Raw genomic sequence first — 18,428 nt, 5'->3', positions numbered from 1 at the left:
TACATATCAATGGGATATTTAGGGCTGTTCGATTTGGATGTGAATTTCTCATTTTGAGAATCGATTTGAAAGTGATGGTTTATCCTCAATTTCGCTTAATGCTATCTGAGCTGTTTTACTTACGGCTACAACAAGTGCCGCTAAAATATAGATTGGCCAATTAAAACCTTGAGTTAAGAATGTGCCAGATACAATGGTCCCTATTAATCCGGCAAATACGGCTTGAGCACTGGTGTAAATAGCGGGGTTTATTTGGTTTTGAACGGCTTTCACTGCTTGCAAAGTACGATTTGCGTTTTTAATGAGTGCGACAATTAATGCAATAAAAATACCTAATCCAAGAAAACCTGTTTCAGCAAGTACGCCAAACCAAGTACTATGAACGGCATGATTTAACCCATCCCAATGGGGACTATAGTAGAAATAATTAGAGTAGAAATTATCTAATCCAACTCCTGTTAATGGGTTACTTAATGCCATTTTAAATGCAGCTTCCCATGCGTATAGACGACCCATTGCAGAAGCATCAACCCCTGCTTCTGCTGAGCCTCCGGAAGCTCTATCTGAAATGCCTGCAACAACAAATAATATCCCGCCAGCAATAATAGCGATGGACAGTAATAAAACTTTTGATTTGATACGTTGTAGACCATAAATACCAAAGACGGCAATCATTCCTAGTAGTCCGCCTCGACTTTGTGTGGCAATTACTGCCCAGAAAAGAATTGGGATAGCGATAAAACCAATAAGGCGTTGATGCCAAGGTAATTGATGGGTCACCAGTAAACCAACAGCAAAAGAGGTTGGAAACATAAGCACTAACGCTAAATCATTAGGATCTCCAAGCATAGAGCCAAGTTCACGTCCTATGGTTACACGGGTTTCTTCAACTAATCCAATACCTCCTAACTTATTTTGAATGGCTACAATTCCGACCAATACGCCTGCAATGGTAATGGCTCTTAAAGTGAAAGCCAGTTGTTGTGGTGTTCTAACTAACACTGCAATAGCGAAAGTCATTAAAATAATTTTCCAATAAATGTTTTTAAAGTATTCAATAGCTATTGGACGGTTACCAGCCAGTGCAATACCAATGAGAATTAAAAATAAAAAACAAGCAAGTAGGGTAAATTCTTTACACCAGAATAATTTAATTTGACGAGTAATCCCAACTTGCCAAGCTAGAGCTGCAAGTGAGCCTAAAGACAATAATAGTGGAATTTTTAAAGAGTAAAGCTGAGGAAAAACCTCATGAATACGAAAAAAAGAAAAAATAACAAAAAATAGTACCATTAAAAATGGACGATTTAATGTATATAAAACAGCAAGAGGGATGATACCTAACACAACAACTAATGCTGGATGAGGAAATAAGTGCCACAGCACACCGGCTAACAGTGAACATACAATAGCAGTAAACCATTGTAGTGGTTGAGATTGAAGTGGCACATTATTATCTATCATAGTGTTTTTCCTGTGTGTTCTTTTTTAGGAAAAGTAATTAGACGTAATTGAAAAGCAAAGACAATTAAAGTGATCGTAGAAGCTGCTGCGGTGACAAGGTGTAATAGTGTTGAGTATCCTGACAAGCTGAGTGTAATCGCGATTGCTGTGAGCAAGAATATAACCGCTAATCTTCCCATTGAGTATGGAAGGTTATGATAGCGTTGAGATAAATAAAATGTAGCAATTACCCTTAATGATTGAGCAATTATCAGTGAGATTAATACTCCTGAAACTCCATGAATTGGCGTTAAAATAACGATTAATACAACCCCTATGGTTGTGGCTATACCATTAATCCAAAGTAATGCGTTTGTTTTTTTCGTGGCAAGTACGCCAATATTAATTAACTCGTTTAATTCTTTAATTGCTGAAACGATGATCAAGGCAACTGCAATATGTTTTGCTGATTGATAGTCTGTTGGCATTAACCAATCTATTAATACAGGAGCTAAGTAGCTGACTAGGATTGTTAATGAGCACAGTAGTACAAGGCTGCTTTCTGTTATCTGCGCTGTTAGTTTATTTCCTTTTGCATGTAAGTAATCAAACCGTTTAGGCATCCACCACATACAAAATGGCTGCATTAGTAGTGTGAGAGCAAGAGAGAATTTAAGTGCTACAGCATATAAAGCAATGTCATTAAAGCTGGTGTTTTCAGCAAGCACCCAACGTTCAAAGCCGTTTAAACCAAAAGCGATTAGCCCACTTAGCATTAGTGGAAGGCAATAAGGTAAACACAGTTGAGCTGTGTCTCTGCTAAATACATAGCTTGTATTTTCTACTCTCAGATTTTCATTCATTTGTATGTAAATCAAAGCAATTATTTGTATTACTGCACTGATAAAACCAGCAAGTAAAATAGCGGTAACACCATAACCTTGCTGTAAAACAATAACGGTTAATATTGCCTGAAGTAAGGCTCTGCCTGTCGTTAAATAAAAGAATAATTGTGCTTTATCTTGCATCCTTAAAGAGGCTAAAACAACGGCAATCATTCCTTCAAACGCTAAAGGCATGAGTAATAATTCTAGTTCAATTGTACTGGCATACTCAGGTTTAAATTCATTAAAGAAAGGGCTCACAATCCAAATAATAGGAAGAGACACCGCTCCCACAATCATGGTTAATGTGAATATCTGCGCAGTTATTTTTCTTTTTTTATGAGGATCTTGCTCTGCACCGGCAAAACGATAAAGAGCTTCATGTAATGAAAATCCAAGAACTACACTTAAAATCATTGCAAAAGTGGCTAATAGTTCTAAACGTCCTAATTCATATTGTGGAATATGATTAGCAATATATGGCAGCATGAACAAAGATACGCCTTTCATTAGCACAATACTTATGCCATATAGAGCCATATTTTTGAGTACCGGAGATAAAGGAAATAGACTCATTGTTTCACCTCATTTAATGATAGAGCTGAAACAGAACGTTTTTCCATTGCTAATTTAATATTTAGATAGCATTGTTCTGAGCGGTAACCTTGTGATAAATGAGCTCCTGCTTTTCCTAGGTTTTTTATCAATTGAGTGTCAGAGGTCGCATTGCTGATTTGCTGCTGTAATGAGCTAATATCGTTAGGTTTATATTTTAAACAGTTTTTATTGTGCGTTAGAACAAGATCCCAAAATGCGCCATCAGAAGGGATAATCACACACATACCAGCAACAAGAGCTTCAAGAATTGATAAACCAAATGGTTCTTGATGGCTTGTTGATATAAAAATATTGGACTGTGAACGAAGGCGATCAAGCTGAGCTGGTTGATGATGCCATTCAATGCTTTTTATATTTTGTGGTGCTTCTGTTGTTGGAAGCGCATTATTCTCAGGTAATAAGTAGCAAATTCGTGTAGGCACTCGACTAGATTCTGGAGTCGAATTAATCACCTCTAGTAATAAATCTAATCCTTTCCATTTTAGCAATGATGCAGCCCAAAAAAGCGAAGGTGAGTGATACTGACAAGGAGAAGGTAGGTTCTTTTCACTAATACCATTCACAAATGCTTCAAAATGGTGAGTTCGCAATAGATGCTCAGTATTCTCTGTTTGAATATGTTCCGCTTTTTTTCTCCATACTTGTTTTATTGCAGCGATTAAAGAAGGATAAGCGCTTTTTAAATAGAAGATGTGTTGAGCTTTACATAAACAGAGGCCAATAGATCGAGATAAGCCGACTGGTCCATGAATCAGTTGAGTGATTTGATAACCAAATAACCATTTCATTAGATAAAGAGGCATATCAATCCCTGGGCCTGAAGCTCCAACTGCCATGTTTATTTTTCCATAGAAAATGCGGGTGTAAATTAACCAAAAGCAAAAATAGAGTTGTCTTAACCAGTAGCCTTTACCATGCTCTGATATTGGAAGCCATTTAGGGTGTGACATGTTAATCATTTCAACATTACGTAATAACCAAGAGCTTGGGTTTGCAGTAAGAATCGTAATGTGGTGTTTTTTCCTGTTAATTAAATCCAGCATTTCACGAGTGGCAACTTTTGAACCACCTGCGTAAGTGATTGGGTCGAAAACTAAGATATGATTGATATTATTCATGATGAGCCTCCTTGCTTAGATCGTCGTTTGAGCGAAAGTGGGAGACAATATGGTTACGTACAAATAATTTCGACATATACGTTAGGTTATTGAAAACAGGTTTAATTGCCGCCCATAGAGGTTGACTATGTGATTGATTATTAATGAGTTGTTCTTCATAGATATTTTCAAATTGTTGTGCGTATTGAGATAAGGTGAAATAACGATAAACGGTTTCTTTTCCTTTTTTGCCTAAGCGAGAAGCTAAGTGTGGATTTTGGATAAACACCATAATGGCTTTCGCAAAAGATTCGCTGTCATTGGGTTGTGTAAGAAAGCCTGTTTCGTAATGTGTGATCACCTCTGGAATACCACCAACCATAGGTGCAATAACAGGTAATTGAGCTAATGATGCCTCAATGAGTGCTAAGCCAAAGGCCTCGTCTCTTGCGCCACTGATGTAAGCATTAATATCGCTTTTTAGTAAACCGACAACGTTACACTGCTCTCCTAAAAAATGGACGTTATTGGTTAGCTTTAATCGGTGAACCTGTGCTTCAAGGTTTGTTCTTTCTTCACCTTCGCCAATAATAACTAAATGGATATTCAGCATTACAGCGTCAACCAGAACCAAACTATCAATGAGTAGGTCGATGCCTTTTCGATGAATTAATGATCCAGATGTTGCTAGAACATAAGCACTTTTATCAATACCTAATTGGCTTCTTAGAGCGATTTTTTGTTGAGTATTTAATTTTGTTGTATTTATTCCATTTGGAACAGTTGTTAGTTGTTCTTTTTTGTACCCATCGGTTAACACATTTTGACTAATCGCATCACTTACCGTAACTAACTTAGGGCTCAAATGAATACCTAAGCTCAGTCTGTCTCTTAGTGGATATTGGGTATGTAGGTGAGTGATTAATGGTGTTTTTGTATGACGAGCAGCAAGATTCATCCATTGACAAGGTGCAGCACTATTACAATGGATCAAGTCAACATTGTGCGATTCAATAATTTGCTTACCTTGTTGATAAAAGTGATACCAATTTGAGAGTGAGAATCGTGGAGCGCTCCAACCAAGTAATAAGGTAAAAGGCGTGACATAGGCTACTTCAACCTGTTTATTTACTTCATCAGCAAGGCATTGTTGGTTACACCATAAAATGCAACGGTATTTTTGATGATTGATACTTTTAATTAGATTAATAAGACAAACTTCGCTGCCTCGGATCCAATTATCACCGTAATGTACAAACAGTAAGGTTGTTTTTGTTGTTTTAGACATCGGCTGACCATCCTTGCAGTTTCTTATTGATATAAGAGATAGGGCAAATGGTGTGCCATCTTAAGGTTGAATCTATCCTATTGAATTTAAATAGTTAATTTTTTGGGGTGGTGGTTTTTCTCAAATTGAGAATGCATTTTTATCAATATGAGAAACAAAATTAGATTTGATAAGTAGATAATAAAGAGGGTATGACAGCCTGAGAAGAGAACGTATTTTGAATGGTTTGTTGTGCATTTTTTTGAATGGTTTGGACTTGGAACAGGGGTAGGTTCACCCAATTATGCACTGCAGTGGAAAGAGCATCAGGGTTAACTATCCATCCATTTTCATTATTACAAATGAGTGTTGACATATTTCCTACTGGTGTTGAGATAACAGGAATACCTCGTCCCATGGCTTCTAATGCAACCATAGGTAATCCTTCATAACGAGAGCAAATAACAAGTAACCCGATGTGTGGCCAAATGGAATCCATTGAGTTTTGATGTCCGTGAAAATGGAGGTTGGAAGGTGAACGGCTTTGTAAGTCTTTTTCCATTGGACCTGAACCATAAAAATGAAACTGTGCTTTAGGTAGTTGATTGGCTAATTCAAGGAAACGATCAGGGGCTTTTTCATGACTTAGGCGTCCAACAAATGCTATTTGGGTGCCTTCTGATTGAGTTAAGTTTTGTGTATTTACAAAATTATTTAATACTGTTGCTTTACTTGGGATCCTTTTTTTAATTAATTCACTCACAGCAAAGTTGCAATGACTGAACGGCGCACTCCAGCGATCAAAAAAATCATATATAGCTAATTTTCCTTGTGAAACTTCGCCAGCATGATAAGTGTTGATAAAGCGGATTTTTTGATGGGAACTGCATTGAGATATACGCAGTAGTCGAGAATATAAAGCCGCTTTGTAACCATGTGAATGGATGACTTTTGGAGCATGGTGGCGTGTATAGGTTAATAGAGAGATAAACGAACCGTCTAAAAAACGATAAGAGATATTCGCCTCGTTAAGTAGAGCGATTAGTGGATGAGTTGTACTATAACGGCAAAGAAAAATCACACGCACAGAGTGTTGAAAAGATTTTAGTCCTTTCGCGAGTTGTAGTACGTGTGATTCGATACCTCCAAAATCACGGCTATCAAGTAGCAACCATATTTCATCATTCTGATTCTTCATAGGCTTCCCACGCCTGCTTTTTACGATAGAGTGTCGATGGGCTTAATTCCAATAGAACAGCGGCATTAAGGACATTTCCATCGCAATGGTCGATTGCATTTTGAATGACTTCACGTTCTATATCTGCCATTGGGCGAATTACGCTAGTATTAATAGCATCTGTCGCACTGGTCTCTAAAGCTTGTTCCTCTGGTGGTGAGATTTGCTGTTGCTCTGTCTGATTATGCTGAACTTCAGTGATTTCTGTATTTTTTGATAACTGAGACGGTGCTGCAAAAAATGGCTTAGAAGCAACCGGTGTTGTTTTATTGGTTACGGGTTGATTTAGTGGTGGTGGAAGGTGCTCTATTGCCACATGCGTATCGTTATGTAATACCACTACATTTCGGATGATATTTTGAAGCTGACGTACGTTGCCTGGCCATGAGTAATTACACAGTCTTAATTCAACATTACGTTTTAATGCTTTGAATTTTTTATGATCTTCTTTTGCGTATTTTTTTAGGAAGAAAGTCGCGATATCAATAATATCAGTTCCACGTTCACGCAGTGGTGGCATATGAATAGGTACAACATGAACTCGGTAGTATAAATCTTCTCTGAAGCGTCCTTCGTTGACTTCAGTAAGGGGATCGCGATTGGTTGCACAAATAATGCGTATATCGGTGCTAAGTTCTTTACTTCCACCTAATGGGGTGAATCGACCTGTCTGTAAGAAACGCAGTAATTTTTTCTGCATCTCTAGTTCCATTTCGCACAACTCATCCAAAAAGAGTGTACCGCCATTCGCTAACATAGCAGCGCCTTTGCGATCAGTCGTTGCACCTGTAAAAGCGCCTTTTATATGACCGAAAATTTCACTTTCCATTAAATCTCTTGGTATCGCGCCACAATTGATGGCAACAAAAGGTTTATTACTACGTTTACTTTGATAATGAATCGCTTCTGCGCATACTTCTTTACCTGTACCACTTTCACCATAGATGAACACACTGGCAGTGGTTGGTGCTACGGCATCAATGATTTTATAGACGGCTTGCATAGGTAAACTTGAGCCAATAAAGCCTTGGTATTGTTTTCGGTTGAATGTGTTTTGCAAATCTTCAACCAGACCTTCTAGTTTGTTGCGTTTTAAATGGTTAGCTATGGATGTTTTTAATCGTTCTGCTTGGATTGGTTTTTCGATAAAATCATCTGCTCCATTTTGTAGGAGGTTTACCGCAATATTGATCGTTCCGTGAGCGGTTGCAATGATAACCGCAGTGGGTAATTGTTTTTCTTTCATCCATGCAAGTACGTCCTGCCCAGACATATCTGGCAGCTTTAAATCGAGAATCACCAAATGTGGCGGATTCTTTTCCATAAATGCCTTCGCTTGCTCCCCTGTAGTAACATGAAAGAATTCATAGGGTTCATCTTTCACATATTGTTTGTAGAGGATAGCCAGAGAAGTGGAGTCTTCGACTAATAATACTTTTTGTAGCATAAGTAACATCCTGTTTTACCTAGCAAATTTTATTCTTTTATTTTGAAAAGCCTTGTTTATTTCTTTGTTCAAGCGCATCGAGTGAAAGCGTTGCTAAATTAGGTAGTTGTGCTGCTTTTTTTAACGCATCATCAAATTGTTGATTGATACAATGAATTTCAATTTCTCTTGCAAGCGTAGATAAGGCTACGTTTCCAAGCGTTAATGCACTGCTTCCTAATGTATGTGCTTCAAACTCTAACGCATATAAATCTTTATTTTTTGCTGCATTGGAGATGGTTTCTACGCGCTCTTTTGATTCAATAATATAAAAACGGATTAGTTCAGGCATGACACTCGCATCTGTATCAGTAATGATTTGCTGAATTATCTGTTCATCTACTAATAATAGCTCATTATCCATATTTTTAGGTTCTTCGGTTGATTCATTAAACTCACATAGGTCACATTCTTGGCAAAATGAAGTATCTTGTTTGCCTTCTTTAAACAAATACTTAGCAAGACACTCTAATAAATTACTCCGATTAAATGGCTTGGAAAGATAATCGGTCATTCCGGCTTCTATAAATCGCTCTTTATCGCCAGATAGAGCGTGAGCAGTAAGAGCGATGATCGGCATATTTTTATGCGTATCTGAGAGCGAGCGTATTTTTTTTGTTGCTGTCATACCATCCATTTCAGGCATGGATATATCCATAAAGATAAGATCGTATTGAGTGTTAATTGCTTTTGTTATTGCTTCTTTACCATTCTGAGCAATATCAATTGAGTAACCGGCATAATTTAGGGTGTTTTTAATGACAATTTGATTGGCGTGATTATCTTCAACTACAAGAATATTAGCATCAGAGAATACACAGGCTTTTTGTTGCTCAGCATCTCTTTGTTGCTCTATTTTTTCATTTGATAATAGACGATTAATCTCTTTTGTTGTGGCTTTGTCTAATTGAATATTGAAAGAGAATTCACTGCCCAAGCCATATTGGCTGTTCACTGTAATGGTACCATCCATCATGTGAACTAAGCGTTGACAGATAGCTAACCCTAAACCGGATCCTTCATGAGTTTGAGAAAAGCTGTTATCCGCCATGGTAAATTCATCAAATAAATATTCTAATTGTTCTTGTTGTATTCCAATACCTGAATCTTGGACTGAGCAGTGTAATTGGATTCGTCCTTCATGCTCTTTGGCATTAACTAATATTTGAACCTGTCCGTCATCAGTGAACTTTAAGCTGTTGCCAACTAAATTTAACAATATTTGACGTAATCGGTGAGCATCGCCCTGAACATAGGTCGGAACATTGTCAGCAATAACCAGTGACAATTCTAATTGCTTATTTTGGGCTTGTGGATGAAAAGTTTTGAGCACACTATTTAAACTTTCATGCATATTGAAGGTATGATTTTCAAGATAAAAAGTATTGGCCTCCATACGAGAAAAATCGAGAATATCATTAATGATTGAAAGCAGTAATTCACTTGAGTCTGTCGCTGTATTTACGAGTTCTTTCTGATTTGGCTTTAGGCTTGTGTCTTTTAAAATAGCGAGTAAACCTAGAACCGCATTCATAGGAGTGCGTATTTCGTGACTCATAGAAGCTAAAAAGCGGCTTTTACTTTTATTGGCAGCTTCTGCTTCATTTCTGGCTTGTTGTAGATCTTGATAGTTTTGCTCAAGCTTTAAAGACATGGTATTAAATGCTTGTGCTACATCACCTAAATCTCCGATAGATGATATATCAACTTGTGCCCCCGGGCCTTTATTGGCTACGGTATTGACCGCTTTTTTCAGTTTATGGAGGTTGCGAGTTAAGGCATTTCCAAGCAAAAATGAAAGTCCAATAACAAAGATAAGCTCAATAGAAGCAATGGCATATATCCATGATTTAGCTTGAGAAAGGAAAGTGTTTTCACCGTGAGTACCAAATCCTATTTCCACTTTTCCTAATGTTTTATCATCGGTGATTATTGGTAAAATGACGTCATAAGTCCCATCAGATGCATTATGAAGGATTGAAGAGTCGGGATTAGCGACTTCATGTAATTTTGGTCCACCTTCAACAATTAAGCTTCCATCTTCACGAAAAATGCGAATATAACAAATTTTTTCTAACGCGATAAAATCATCCATTAAGGAAACTACTTTGTCGTATTGATTATTGAGTATGGAATCTTTTATTGCATTGGAGAACATATGCACAGATGCATTGGCTCTTGCTATTAGTCTTTGTTCATTTGAGTCTGAAATGAATTTCACAGAGCTAAACACTAAAATCAATAACATGATGCATTGAATAATAGAAATGCCAATGATCGTTTTAAGTCGAAATGTCATAGTTAGCTCCTTGCAAGATTTGCTCTTTTATTGGTTCTCAATTAACAGCAATAATGCATCGTCATTGGGTGGTGTTCCTGCCAAAGTATCAAAGGTTTTTATTACTTGATTGATAGCTTGCTCTAGTGGTAAATGCAGCGTATTTATTAGCTGCTCTTTTATGGCTTTTTCTAAGGTTTCGCGCTCTGAACTGGTGTCTCCTGACTCAAATAAACCATCAGTGAATAAGGCCAAACGCTCTCCATGTTTGATAGATATAGTGGTTTCTTGATAATGAGTATTGGGTAATAACCCTGGAAGTGTTCCTTCTGTATCAATGACATCAATTCTTTCTGGGGTGATGTGAAGAGGTTTAGGGTGCCCAGCGCTACTTATTTTTATCGTATCATCACCAATAAAACTTAAGCAACATGCAGTTAACATAGTTTGTGATAGAAGTTGGTCTTTAAATGCATTATTTGAAAGTTGTGTTAAAAGTTGCGACGGTTGTGTGAGATCTGCATGTTGCATTAAACCACATACATAACCAGCGTAGGCATAAGAGAAAAAAGTTGCACTTTCATCGTGTCCCATGACATCAGCTAGAAGTAATAACGTATTATCGTTATTCACTCTAGATAAGGTAAAATCGCCTCCACCTTGGCCAGCAGTTCTCTGTTGTGTTGCTAATTTCCATTTTTTTGAATGTGTTTCAACTCGTGGTAATAAGGTATGGGTGATCTTCTGGTTAAGTTGTTCTGATAGTGCGTGATATACCTGATGAAAACGCGCTAAAACACGTGTGATAGAGTGGATAAGTTGTTTCTTTTGTACTGGTTTTTGCAGAAAATCATCAATGCCAAGCTCTGCTGCGTAGTTGACTGTGTTTGTATCTTGTAATCTAGAAAGAAAAATAAATGGAATTGAGAAGTTATGTTCTTTTTCTAATTGCGATCTTAATTCTAATCCCCCCATTTCAGGCATTTGAATGTCAGAGATTATCAAATCAACACTGTTATTTTTTAGAAATAATAGGGCTTCTTTACCATTTGGTTTTGTTGTAATAGAAAAATCAGAATTAAGATAGGCTTGAAGTATTTTTGATTGAACGGCATCGTCTTCTACGATCAGAATATGAGGTTGTTTTTGAGAAGGAGAACGCTCCCAGAATAGGCTCAATGTGTTGTTATTTTTTGTGGAATGATAGCGAATATCGTCACTTTGGCTTCGAATAATATCAATACCTCGTCCGCCACATTTCAATGAAAACTCACTGATCTCCGAGTCTTGATGTTGCTCTGTGGGATCCCAAGGTATTCCGTCATCAATAATGTCCATTTGCCATTGATTACTGCTTTTACGTAGAACTAAACTGATGGTTTTACTAGGCTGAATAGGGTGCAGAACTAGGTTGGTGCTCCACTCAGAAAAACACAATAAGCATTGATTTGATGTGGTTGAGTCTATTTCAAGATTTTTAAGGATTTTAGATAAAGATTGACGTAACACTCTCACCGATTCTAGTGATGTGGGTTTTGTATCTGAAAAAAGAAGGATAGAGTTCATGATTACACCACAGTTGATAAAAATCGGTTTTTTTGGACGATTGCTATAAGTTTAGTTGATATTTTTTTGGGTAAAAAAGATAAGCGCTCGATTTCTCTACAAATTTCATTTTTTAGACTTGGTTGGTATTTGTCATTAAAGACATGCCCGATAATATTGGCATTGTGGTTTTCTAGCTTCTCTAATGCGTCTTTAAATTCGGTTTGTAGCGTTTGACCAGACAAAATAACCATAAGGGTACTTTCGCAACAACCTGCAATAGTTTGAGCTGGTATATTGTTGGTATTAAGTTGTGAAACAGCTGATGCATCAATAATGACTTTGTCGAATTCGTTTAACCAAGCTTCAATTCGTTTCTTCAAGTTTTTGGGTTGACGTAATTCGACGATTTCCGCTTTATTTGTTGGTACTGCTAGACCTGAAAGCACCACACTATTATGTTGAGAGAAAGTCAGATAGTGAGAGGGTGCTTTTGTCATATCATTAGTATTAGGTGTAAATGATAACGGTACCAAACTTGGGTTTTGAAGATTAAGATCAACCAATAAGGTCCGGTAACCAGCCAGTAGGTGTCGCTCTGTTAGAGCTTGAGCTAATGAGCTTACTCCTTCACCTGAATTGGTTGATGTAACGCATAATGAACGGCTGTCTTGTTGCTCTAATTGCAAAAAGATTTGTTCAATTTCCATATGGCATGAAGGAATTCTCATTATAATGCTCCTATCAAAGCAATGGTTGCGACAACTTGGAAAACATCTTTCATTACAACACGTACTTGCTCCATTGTGCTTTCGTCTTTGTTTGGAATATATACAGTATCACCGGCTCTTAGTACGGGAATACTTCTAAAATCAGCAGTGCGACTAAACTCAACAAGGTCAAAGGTTCTAGCTTGCCCTTCATTTAATGAATGATTTACTACGCTGATTTTTTCAAGATAAGCCACATCACTAGGGCCTCCTGCTTCTGCTAATAGGTCAAGTAAGGTCATTGAATCATTAAAGCGATAACGGCCGGGTTTATTGATTGCTCCTAATACACGTATGGTTGTTTCTTTACTTTCATCTACCCAAATACGATTCTTTTCTGGGATATAAATCGTGTCACCTGTTTTTACTTTTGGCAGTAGGGATTCGTCACCGGTTTCAAAATACAGAGCTAGGTTTAGCTTACTTACTCGTGCATAACTTTTATCTCTGTGGGTAATACGAATATTATGGATATCAGCGTCCATGGTTGGTCCATCTGCCGCAGATAAGATATCTAAAAAGTGCATGTCATTCGTAAAGCGGTAGCGTCCCGCAGCGTTTACCTGACCAAAAACATAAATTGAACTATCAGAGCTTTGACGTACCCATTGTGATTTATTGTCTGATGGGTCTTGAGGTAAGTCATGTACTCGAATAGTGGCTCCTGCACGGATTGTCGGTAGGGCTGAGTCTGGTTTACCTTTTGATATAAATGAATCTAAGTTAAAGGTATAAACATGATTTTTACCGCTTGCGTCTGGAGTTACAATTTCAATTCGAGTGGTATCACCACGTAGTGTTGGTCCACCCACATGAGCTAATAAATCAAGAAATGACATTTCATCTGACCACTCAATGCGGCCTGGGTGTTGTACCTCACCTAGCACTCTAACCGCACGGCTAGGGGCAATTTTCAACCATGATTTTTCGTTCATATCGGTTTTTTCAGGAACAAAAATCGCATCACCTGCCGCAATCGCTGGAGGTCGTTGGTAGTTAGTTCCTTCGGTATAACCAGATAAATCAAAATTAATCACCGCACCGTTAGCTTTAATTACTCGGATCTGACGAGATTCAGCAAAACGAGTTGGACCACCTGCATTGGCTAAGATATCCATAAACGTTGCCCCTTTTTTCCCTTCAAAAGCACCGGGTTTTGCTACTTCCCCCATGACGTACACCATATTAGAACCTGATTTAATTTCTTCTTCTTGTTTAGGTACGAAAATGGTTGAGCCAACCTCTAATGGCGGCAATAGGCTAGAATCCCCTGTATCTAAATAACGCTTAAGATTAAATAAAGCAGGTTGGTTTTTAGAAATTACTCGGATTTGTTCAACACCTGCATAGCGAGTAACCCCTCCGGCTCTCATTAGAACATCAACAAGGTTACTGCCGTCTTTATAAGAAAACGTCCCCGGAGAATTCACCTCACCAAATACTTTGATGGCTTTTTTTCCATCAGCAGCATCACCTGCTTGTGATAATTTAGCTGGGTCAAACTCTTGTTCGATATTACCCACCATAGGAGAGGCAGGAATAAATAAGGTGTCTAGTGATTGAAGTGTTGGTAGAAGTGATTGATTACCAGAATCTAAAAATGCTTTGTAATTAAAGGTGGTTACTTTATTTGAACGACGTAATTGCAGGCGATTAAGTTGAGCTCCTGAGCGTAACCCTCCAGCAGCATAAAGCGCCAGTTGTACCGAGTCGCCATCAGATAGTGTATATTCACCGGGTTGCTTCACATACCCTTGAATATTGACAATCAACTGACGCTTGCTGATAAACACTTGTAGGTTAGTTAAGTCTTGTAAAATGGTCTTTAAGTTTAATGTTACGGTTGAAACCATTTGTGCTTCGGTTTTGCCTACTACTGAGATTGGTCCAATTTCTGGTAAAATTAAACGCCCTTGCTTATCTACCTGAAAACCTTTATTTAATGAGTCTTCACCTGGTAGCATGATTGAAATAATATCACCAACTCGAACTACATCCTTCTTCTCTTTCGCTTGAGAAACAGAAAGGGGAGACAGCATTACTATGATAAGTAGAACTTGAATAATACGCATGTTCTTAGCCCTCATTGTGTGATGGGTTTTCAAGCATTAGTGGTTGATCGAGTTGTAATAACTCGATAGTTACCCGGCGATTGGTTAGGCGTACATGAGGCTCAGTACCGCTTAGGTAAGGATCATTTGAGCCTACTGAATCAACATGAATTCTTTGTTGTGAAAGACCAAAAATGCTTAAGTAACGTTTTACTTGTTTGGCTCTCTCAAGAGCTAGGTTCTGATTCGCATCTTCTTCACCTAACGCATCCGCATGGCCTGTAATAAGCAATTTAAAATCTTTATGTTGATTTAGTAATTGTGACGCTTCTGATAAGTTAACAATGTATTTAGGGTTTAATTCCGCGGAATTAAAAGCAAATTGATTGTCTCTATTTAGAAGATCATGGATCTTTTGAGCTAACTCAATGTCTGAGTTTCCATTGTTTGAATCTGTTGGTGGCTGACAGGTTTCTTGACGTTTCACGTAATCTAACTGACGCTCTAATCGTTTTAGCAAGTTACGTTGAATAACCAAGTCATTTGCCGCATCCAGCTGTAAGCCTCCTTCTAATTCTCGTGCAATACGAGCTTCATTTTGTTTTGCTTGATGCACGGTCGCAGGAAAACACCATTCTGCTTTTTCTAGAATGAGAATATCTAGGTGACGAGCTGCTAATTCCCAATCAAATCTAAGTCCATGCTCTGGTCCAAGAGGTTGGTCTGGCATGACAGGGCTAAAAGCCGCTTGTGGGTAATTTTCAGCTTCTCCACCTTTGCCGGGTTCAGCGAAAGATGTACAACCAGACACAGAAAGCAATCCAAAAACTAATCCTAATATTTTTTTCATTTTATAACTCTCCATGTGCCATACAGTTTAAATGGTGTGTACTAATTAATGCGTTGTTTTATTAACAGGAATTGCGTTTTCAATACGTAGAAGTTTTAGTAACTCTAGTGGCTGACCATGTGCATTTTTAATTTGCATGGTACGGTCTTTTTCAATAAGTCGTTTATATAGATAAACAATGGCACCAATACCTGATGAATCTAAAAAGGCTACGTGTGCTAAATCGATTTGAACTTGATGGTGTTCTTGTTCAATCACGCTATCAATGGATGGTTGAATATCTCTACAACCGATAGCGTCCATATCACCTTGAACGGATAGCACCAAAATATCTGCGTTTGATTCGAATTGATGTAGTTCCATAATAAGCTCCTAGGAATAATCCTCGTTGTGTTGATAAGGTTACTAGAGCAGTATGCGTGCCAAAAATTAAATCGTTATTTATCAATTAATTAAATTTATCGATTCTTTATTTTGGGTGTTGTGGTGATATATTCTCAATTTGCAATGCAGTTTGCAGAATGAGAATTACCTTTAGAAGTCGATAATATAGAATGCTAAGAATAATGTGATTTTTTAATATGTCTATTTTGAAATAAATAAGATGATTTATTCGGAATGTTTATTTTTTAAAATGAGATTAATTAAATGCAAACTGATTATCAGAATAAAAAATAGTATATCAACAAAATAAAAATCATTTAAAAACAATGATTTAAATTTGGCATGTCTTTTGAATGGTTATAAAAAGTAACATCATAACTATAAGGAAGAAGCTATGTATCAATTTTTTAAGATAACAATGCTAATACTCTTATTAGCTAGCTCAAAAGTGTTTGCTGTTGCTTTTGATTCGTGTCCAAGTAAAGCGTATTTATTTCAAGGTAAACCAGTGTCTGTCTATGGTATTAATTTAGTTACCGGGACCAATAGTCTTTTGCAAGATGATACAGGGTTATCTTCTAATATAAATGGGGTGGGTTTTAATGAGACTGACCGATATATTTATGGCTTTGATACTACGAATTATAACGTAGTTCGGTTAGGGCAAAACTTTCAAGCAACGACGTTAAATGTAAATGGGTTACCTTCGGATAAAACATTTTATGTCGGTGATGTATATGACCATCATTACTATGTATATCGTAGTGGGACAGGTTTATATAAGATCGATTTATCTCCTTTAGATTCGAATGTGAACTCCACTCTAACGGCACAATTAATTACTTCAACGGCGTCGATATCATTAACGGATTTTGCTTTTCATCCAAGTAACAGTCGTTTATATGGTGTAGATAATGGTAGCGGTGGATTATATGAATTCGATATCAATACAGGAGCTGCTACTTATATTGGTGACACTGGTGAATTAGGTACTTTTGGTGCTATGTATTTTGATGTTGATGGTTACTTATATCTGTCTCGTAACCAAGATGGTCAAATTTATCGAGTAGATTTATCAACTCAAGCGATCATTGATTCAGGTATTGTCCCTGCTGTGAAATTTGCAGATGGACCATACTCGAACCAAAATGATGGAGCTCGTTGTGCTAATGCCCCTCTTATTGATACCGATGAACCCGCTACGATAGATTTTGGTGATGCTCCAGATACTAATTATGGAACCACATTAGCTTCTAATGGTGCTCGTCATGAAATGGATGGCGTCACATGGCTAGGTGCTTCAGTTGATGGTGATTATTATGCTGCCCAGTCTCCAGATTCGGATGATTCAATTACCAGTGATGATGAAGATGGCGTGGGTTTTGTTACCGCTTTAGAACCGGGACTTGATTCTGTTATTACGGTGAGTGCATCAACAACGGGTTATTTATCAGCGTGGTTTGACTGGAATGATGATGGTGATTTCTCTGATGATGGCGAACAAGTTATTACAGATAAAGCTCTAGAAGCTGGTAGTAATAATTTAGTTATTAGTGTGCCATTTGGAGCTACGGTTGGTGAAACTTGGTCAAGATTCCGTTTTAGTCAACAAACTGGATTAGCTTATTATGGTGGTTCAACTTCAGGTGAAGTGGAGGATCATGTTGTTACTATCGTTGATGCAAATACATCACAACGTCATTTCCCATCAGCAGATGGTTACGTAACAATTGCTTATGAGGATAATTGGCCAGAAACTGCTGATTACGATATGAATGATATGGTTTTAAGATATCGAATCACTGAAACATTAAAAGATGGTGATGTTGCTAAAGTAAGTATTAGTGGCCAGTTAGTTGCTGTTGGTGCAAGTTATCACAGTGGCTTTGCAGTACGATTAGCTGGCATTGATGCTACTAACATCGATTCAGATAAGACTCGTTTATATTACAACTCGGCACTGCAAGATGGTGATGCTCAAGAGTCTGGAATGACGGAAGCAAGCTTTATTTTAATTAATGATGCGATCGAAGTCTCTAGTTATAGTTGCTATTTCTTTAGAACCCAAGATGATTGTCGAGAAGATGTCGGTGTTGAATTTGAGTTGCACTTTAGTCTTGTTACTCCAGTTACAACCGGCAGTATGCCAGCGATGCCTTATGACCCATTCTTATATGCGACTCCTGGTTACTATCATGGCCCAAGCTTTGCTCAAGCACCAGGACGAAGCTATGAGGTTCACTTAGCTGACCAAGCACCGACTGAGAAATTTGATACTAATTTTTACCAGTTAGCAGAAGATACCAGTGATCCTAATACGTCTCGTTATTTTAAAACTAGCAATAATATGCCGTGGGCTCTGCTTATTTATGATGAGTGGAAATGGCCAAGAGAGCGTGTTGACCTTGTTGTTGCCTATCCTCAATTTGCAGATTACACAACATCAGGCGGTGAAACTCATACAGATTGGTATGACATAACTAATGCTATTTCGAACAAATACTATTAAGAAAAGGAC

General features: G+C 37.7%; 13 protein-coding genes. 1 reads left to right on the top strand and 12 read right to left on the bottom strand.

Annotated features, from left to right (window positions below):
* Positions 1 to 48: 48 nt before the first annotated feature.
* From GNP81_RS15120 to GNP81_RS15065, 12 genes are all read right to left on the bottom strand, one after another.
* Positions 49 to 1,464, bottom strand: a complete 1,416-nt coding sequence (locus GNP81_RS15120; RefSeq protein ID WP_155673933.1) for an O-antigen ligase family protein — start codon at positions 1,462 to 1,464, stop codon at positions 49 to 51.
* The gene (locus GNP81_RS15115; protein ID WP_155669688.1) at positions 1,461 to 2,903 is read right to left on the bottom strand and encodes a lipopolysaccharide biosynthesis protein; all 1,443 of its coding nucleotides are present in this window, start codon (positions 2,901 to 2,903) and stop codon (positions 1,461 to 1,463) included. The genes GNP81_RS15120 and GNP81_RS15115 overlap by 4 nt, the downstream gene beginning before the upstream one ends.
* Positions 2,900 to 4,063 (bottom strand): glycosyltransferase family 4 protein, encoded by a 1,164-nt coding sequence (locus GNP81_RS15110; protein ID WP_155669690.1) that lies wholly within the window; start codon positions 4,061 to 4,063, stop codon positions 2,900 to 2,902. The genes GNP81_RS15115 and GNP81_RS15110 overlap by 4 nt, the downstream gene beginning before the upstream one ends.
* Positions 4,056 to 5,330: a glycosyltransferase family 4 protein gene (locus GNP81_RS15105; protein WP_155673932.1), complete on the bottom strand. Its 1,275-nt coding sequence runs from the start codon at positions 5,328 to 5,330 to the stop codon at positions 4,056 to 4,058. Before GNP81_RS15105 ends, GNP81_RS15110 begins: the two co-directional genes overlap by 8 nt.
* A gap of 160 nt (positions 5,331 to 5,490) precedes the next feature.
* Positions 5,491 to 6,507, bottom strand: a complete 1,017-nt coding sequence (locus tag GNP81_RS15100) for a glycosyltransferase family 4 protein (RefSeq protein ID WP_155673931.1) — start codon at positions 6,505 to 6,507, stop codon at positions 5,491 to 5,493.
* Positions 6,491 to 7,993: a sigma-54-dependent transcriptional regulator gene (locus GNP81_RS15095; protein WP_155673930.1), complete on the bottom strand. Its 1,503-nt coding sequence runs from the start codon at positions 7,991 to 7,993 to the stop codon at positions 6,491 to 6,493. The genes GNP81_RS15100 and GNP81_RS15095 overlap by 17 nt, the downstream gene beginning before the upstream one ends.
* Positions 7,994 to 8,030: 37 nt before the next feature.
* On the bottom strand, positions 8,031 to 10,331 hold the full coding sequence (locus GNP81_RS15090; RefSeq protein ID WP_155673929.1) for a response regulator: 2,301 nt from the start codon (positions 10,329 to 10,331) through the stop codon (positions 8,031 to 8,033).
* A gap of 27 nt (positions 10,332 to 10,358) precedes the next feature.
* Complete coding sequence (locus GNP81_RS15085) at positions 10,359 to 11,876, bottom strand: SpoIIE family protein phosphatase (protein WP_155673928.1); 1,518 nt, start codon at positions 11,874 to 11,876, stop codon at positions 10,359 to 10,361.
* Between the two features lie 2 nt (positions 11,877 to 11,878).
* Positions 11,879 to 12,586, bottom strand: a complete 708-nt coding sequence (locus GNP81_RS15080; RefSeq protein WP_155673927.1) for a CpsD/CapB family tyrosine-protein kinase — start codon at positions 12,584 to 12,586, stop codon at positions 11,879 to 11,881.
* Positions 12,586 to 14,697, bottom strand: coding sequence for an SLBB domain-containing protein (locus GNP81_RS15075; protein ID WP_155669704.1), 2,112 nt, complete (start codon positions 14,695 to 14,697; stop codon positions 12,586 to 12,588). The genes GNP81_RS15080 and GNP81_RS15075 overlap by 1 nt, the downstream gene beginning before the upstream one ends.
* Before the next feature lie 4 nt (positions 14,698 to 14,701).
* Complete coding sequence (locus GNP81_RS15070) at positions 14,702 to 15,526, bottom strand: OmpA family protein (RefSeq protein ID WP_012534757.1); 825 nt, start codon at positions 15,524 to 15,526, stop codon at positions 14,702 to 14,704.
* 45 nt (positions 15,527 to 15,571) lie between these two features.
* On the bottom strand, positions 15,572 to 15,889 hold the full coding sequence (locus GNP81_RS15065; RefSeq protein ID WP_155669706.1) for an STAS domain-containing protein: 318 nt from the start codon (positions 15,887 to 15,889) through the stop codon (positions 15,572 to 15,574).
* Between the two features lie 415 nt (positions 15,890 to 16,304).
* Between GNP81_RS15065 and GNP81_RS15060 the strand changes: the two genes are divergently transcribed.
* Positions 16,305 to 18,419 carry an LruC domain-containing protein gene (locus GNP81_RS15060; RefSeq protein WP_155669708.1) on the top strand — a complete coding sequence of 705 codons (2,115 nt, stop codon included), beginning with the start codon at positions 16,305 to 16,307 and terminating at the stop codon, positions 18,417 to 18,419.
* Positions 18,420 to 18,428 lie beyond the last annotated feature (9 nt).

The sequence above is a fragment of the Aliivibrio fischeri genome (assembly GCF_009727955.1).
Lineage (GTDB): Bacteria > Pseudomonadota > Gammaproteobacteria > Enterobacterales > Vibrionaceae > Aliivibrio > Aliivibrio fischeri_A.
The sequence above is the reverse complement of the archived record's forward strand: the minus strand, read 5'-3'. Positions and strand labels throughout refer to the sequence as shown.

Excerpts from the sequence above, each read along its gene's own strand:
- GNP81_RS15120 (WP_155673933.1), bottom strand. The coding sequence starts at position 1,464 with ATGATAGATAATAATGTGCCACTTCAATCTCAACCACTACAATGGTTT.
- GNP81_RS15115 (WP_155669688.1), bottom strand. The coding sequence starts at position 2,903 with ATGAGTCTATTTCCTTTATCTCCGGTACTCAAAAATATGGCTCTATAT.
- GNP81_RS15110 (WP_155669690.1), bottom strand. The coding sequence starts at position 4,063 with ATGAATAATATCAATCATATCTTAGTTTTCGACCCAATCACTTACGCA.
- GNP81_RS15105 (WP_155673932.1), bottom strand. The coding sequence starts at position 5,330 with ATGTCTAAAACAACAAAAACAACCTTACTGTTTGTACATTACGGTGAT.
- GNP81_RS15100 (WP_155673931.1), bottom strand. The coding sequence starts at position 6,507 with ATGAAGAATCAGAATGATGAAATATGGTTGCTACTTGATAGCCGTGAT.
- GNP81_RS15095 (WP_155673930.1), bottom strand. The coding sequence starts at position 7,993 with ATGCTACAAAAAGTATTATTAGTCGAAGACTCCACTTCTCTGGCTATC.
- GNP81_RS15090 (WP_155673929.1), bottom strand. The coding sequence starts at position 10,331 with ATGACATTTCGACTTAAAACGATCATTGGCATTTCTATTATTCAATGC.
- GNP81_RS15085 (WP_155673928.1), bottom strand. The coding sequence starts at position 11,876 with ATGAACTCTATCCTTCTTTTTTCAGATACAAAACCCACATCACTAGAA.
- GNP81_RS15080 (WP_155673927.1), bottom strand. The coding sequence starts at position 12,586 with ATGAGAATTCCTTCATGCCATATGGAAATTGAACAAATCTTTTTGCAA.
- GNP81_RS15075 (WP_155669704.1), bottom strand. The coding sequence starts at position 14,697 with ATGCGTATTATTCAAGTTCTACTTATCATAGTAATGCTGTCTCCCCTT.
- GNP81_RS15070 (WP_012534757.1), bottom strand. The coding sequence starts at position 15,526 with ATGAAAAAAATATTAGGATTAGTTTTTGGATTGCTTTCTGTGTCTGGT.
- GNP81_RS15065 (WP_155669706.1), bottom strand. The coding sequence starts at position 15,889 with ATGGAACTACATCAATTCGAATCAAACGCAGATATTTTGGTGCTATCC.
- GNP81_RS15060 (WP_155669708.1), top strand. The coding sequence starts at position 16,305 with ATGTATCAATTTTTTAAGATAACAATGCTAATACTCTTATTAGCTAGC.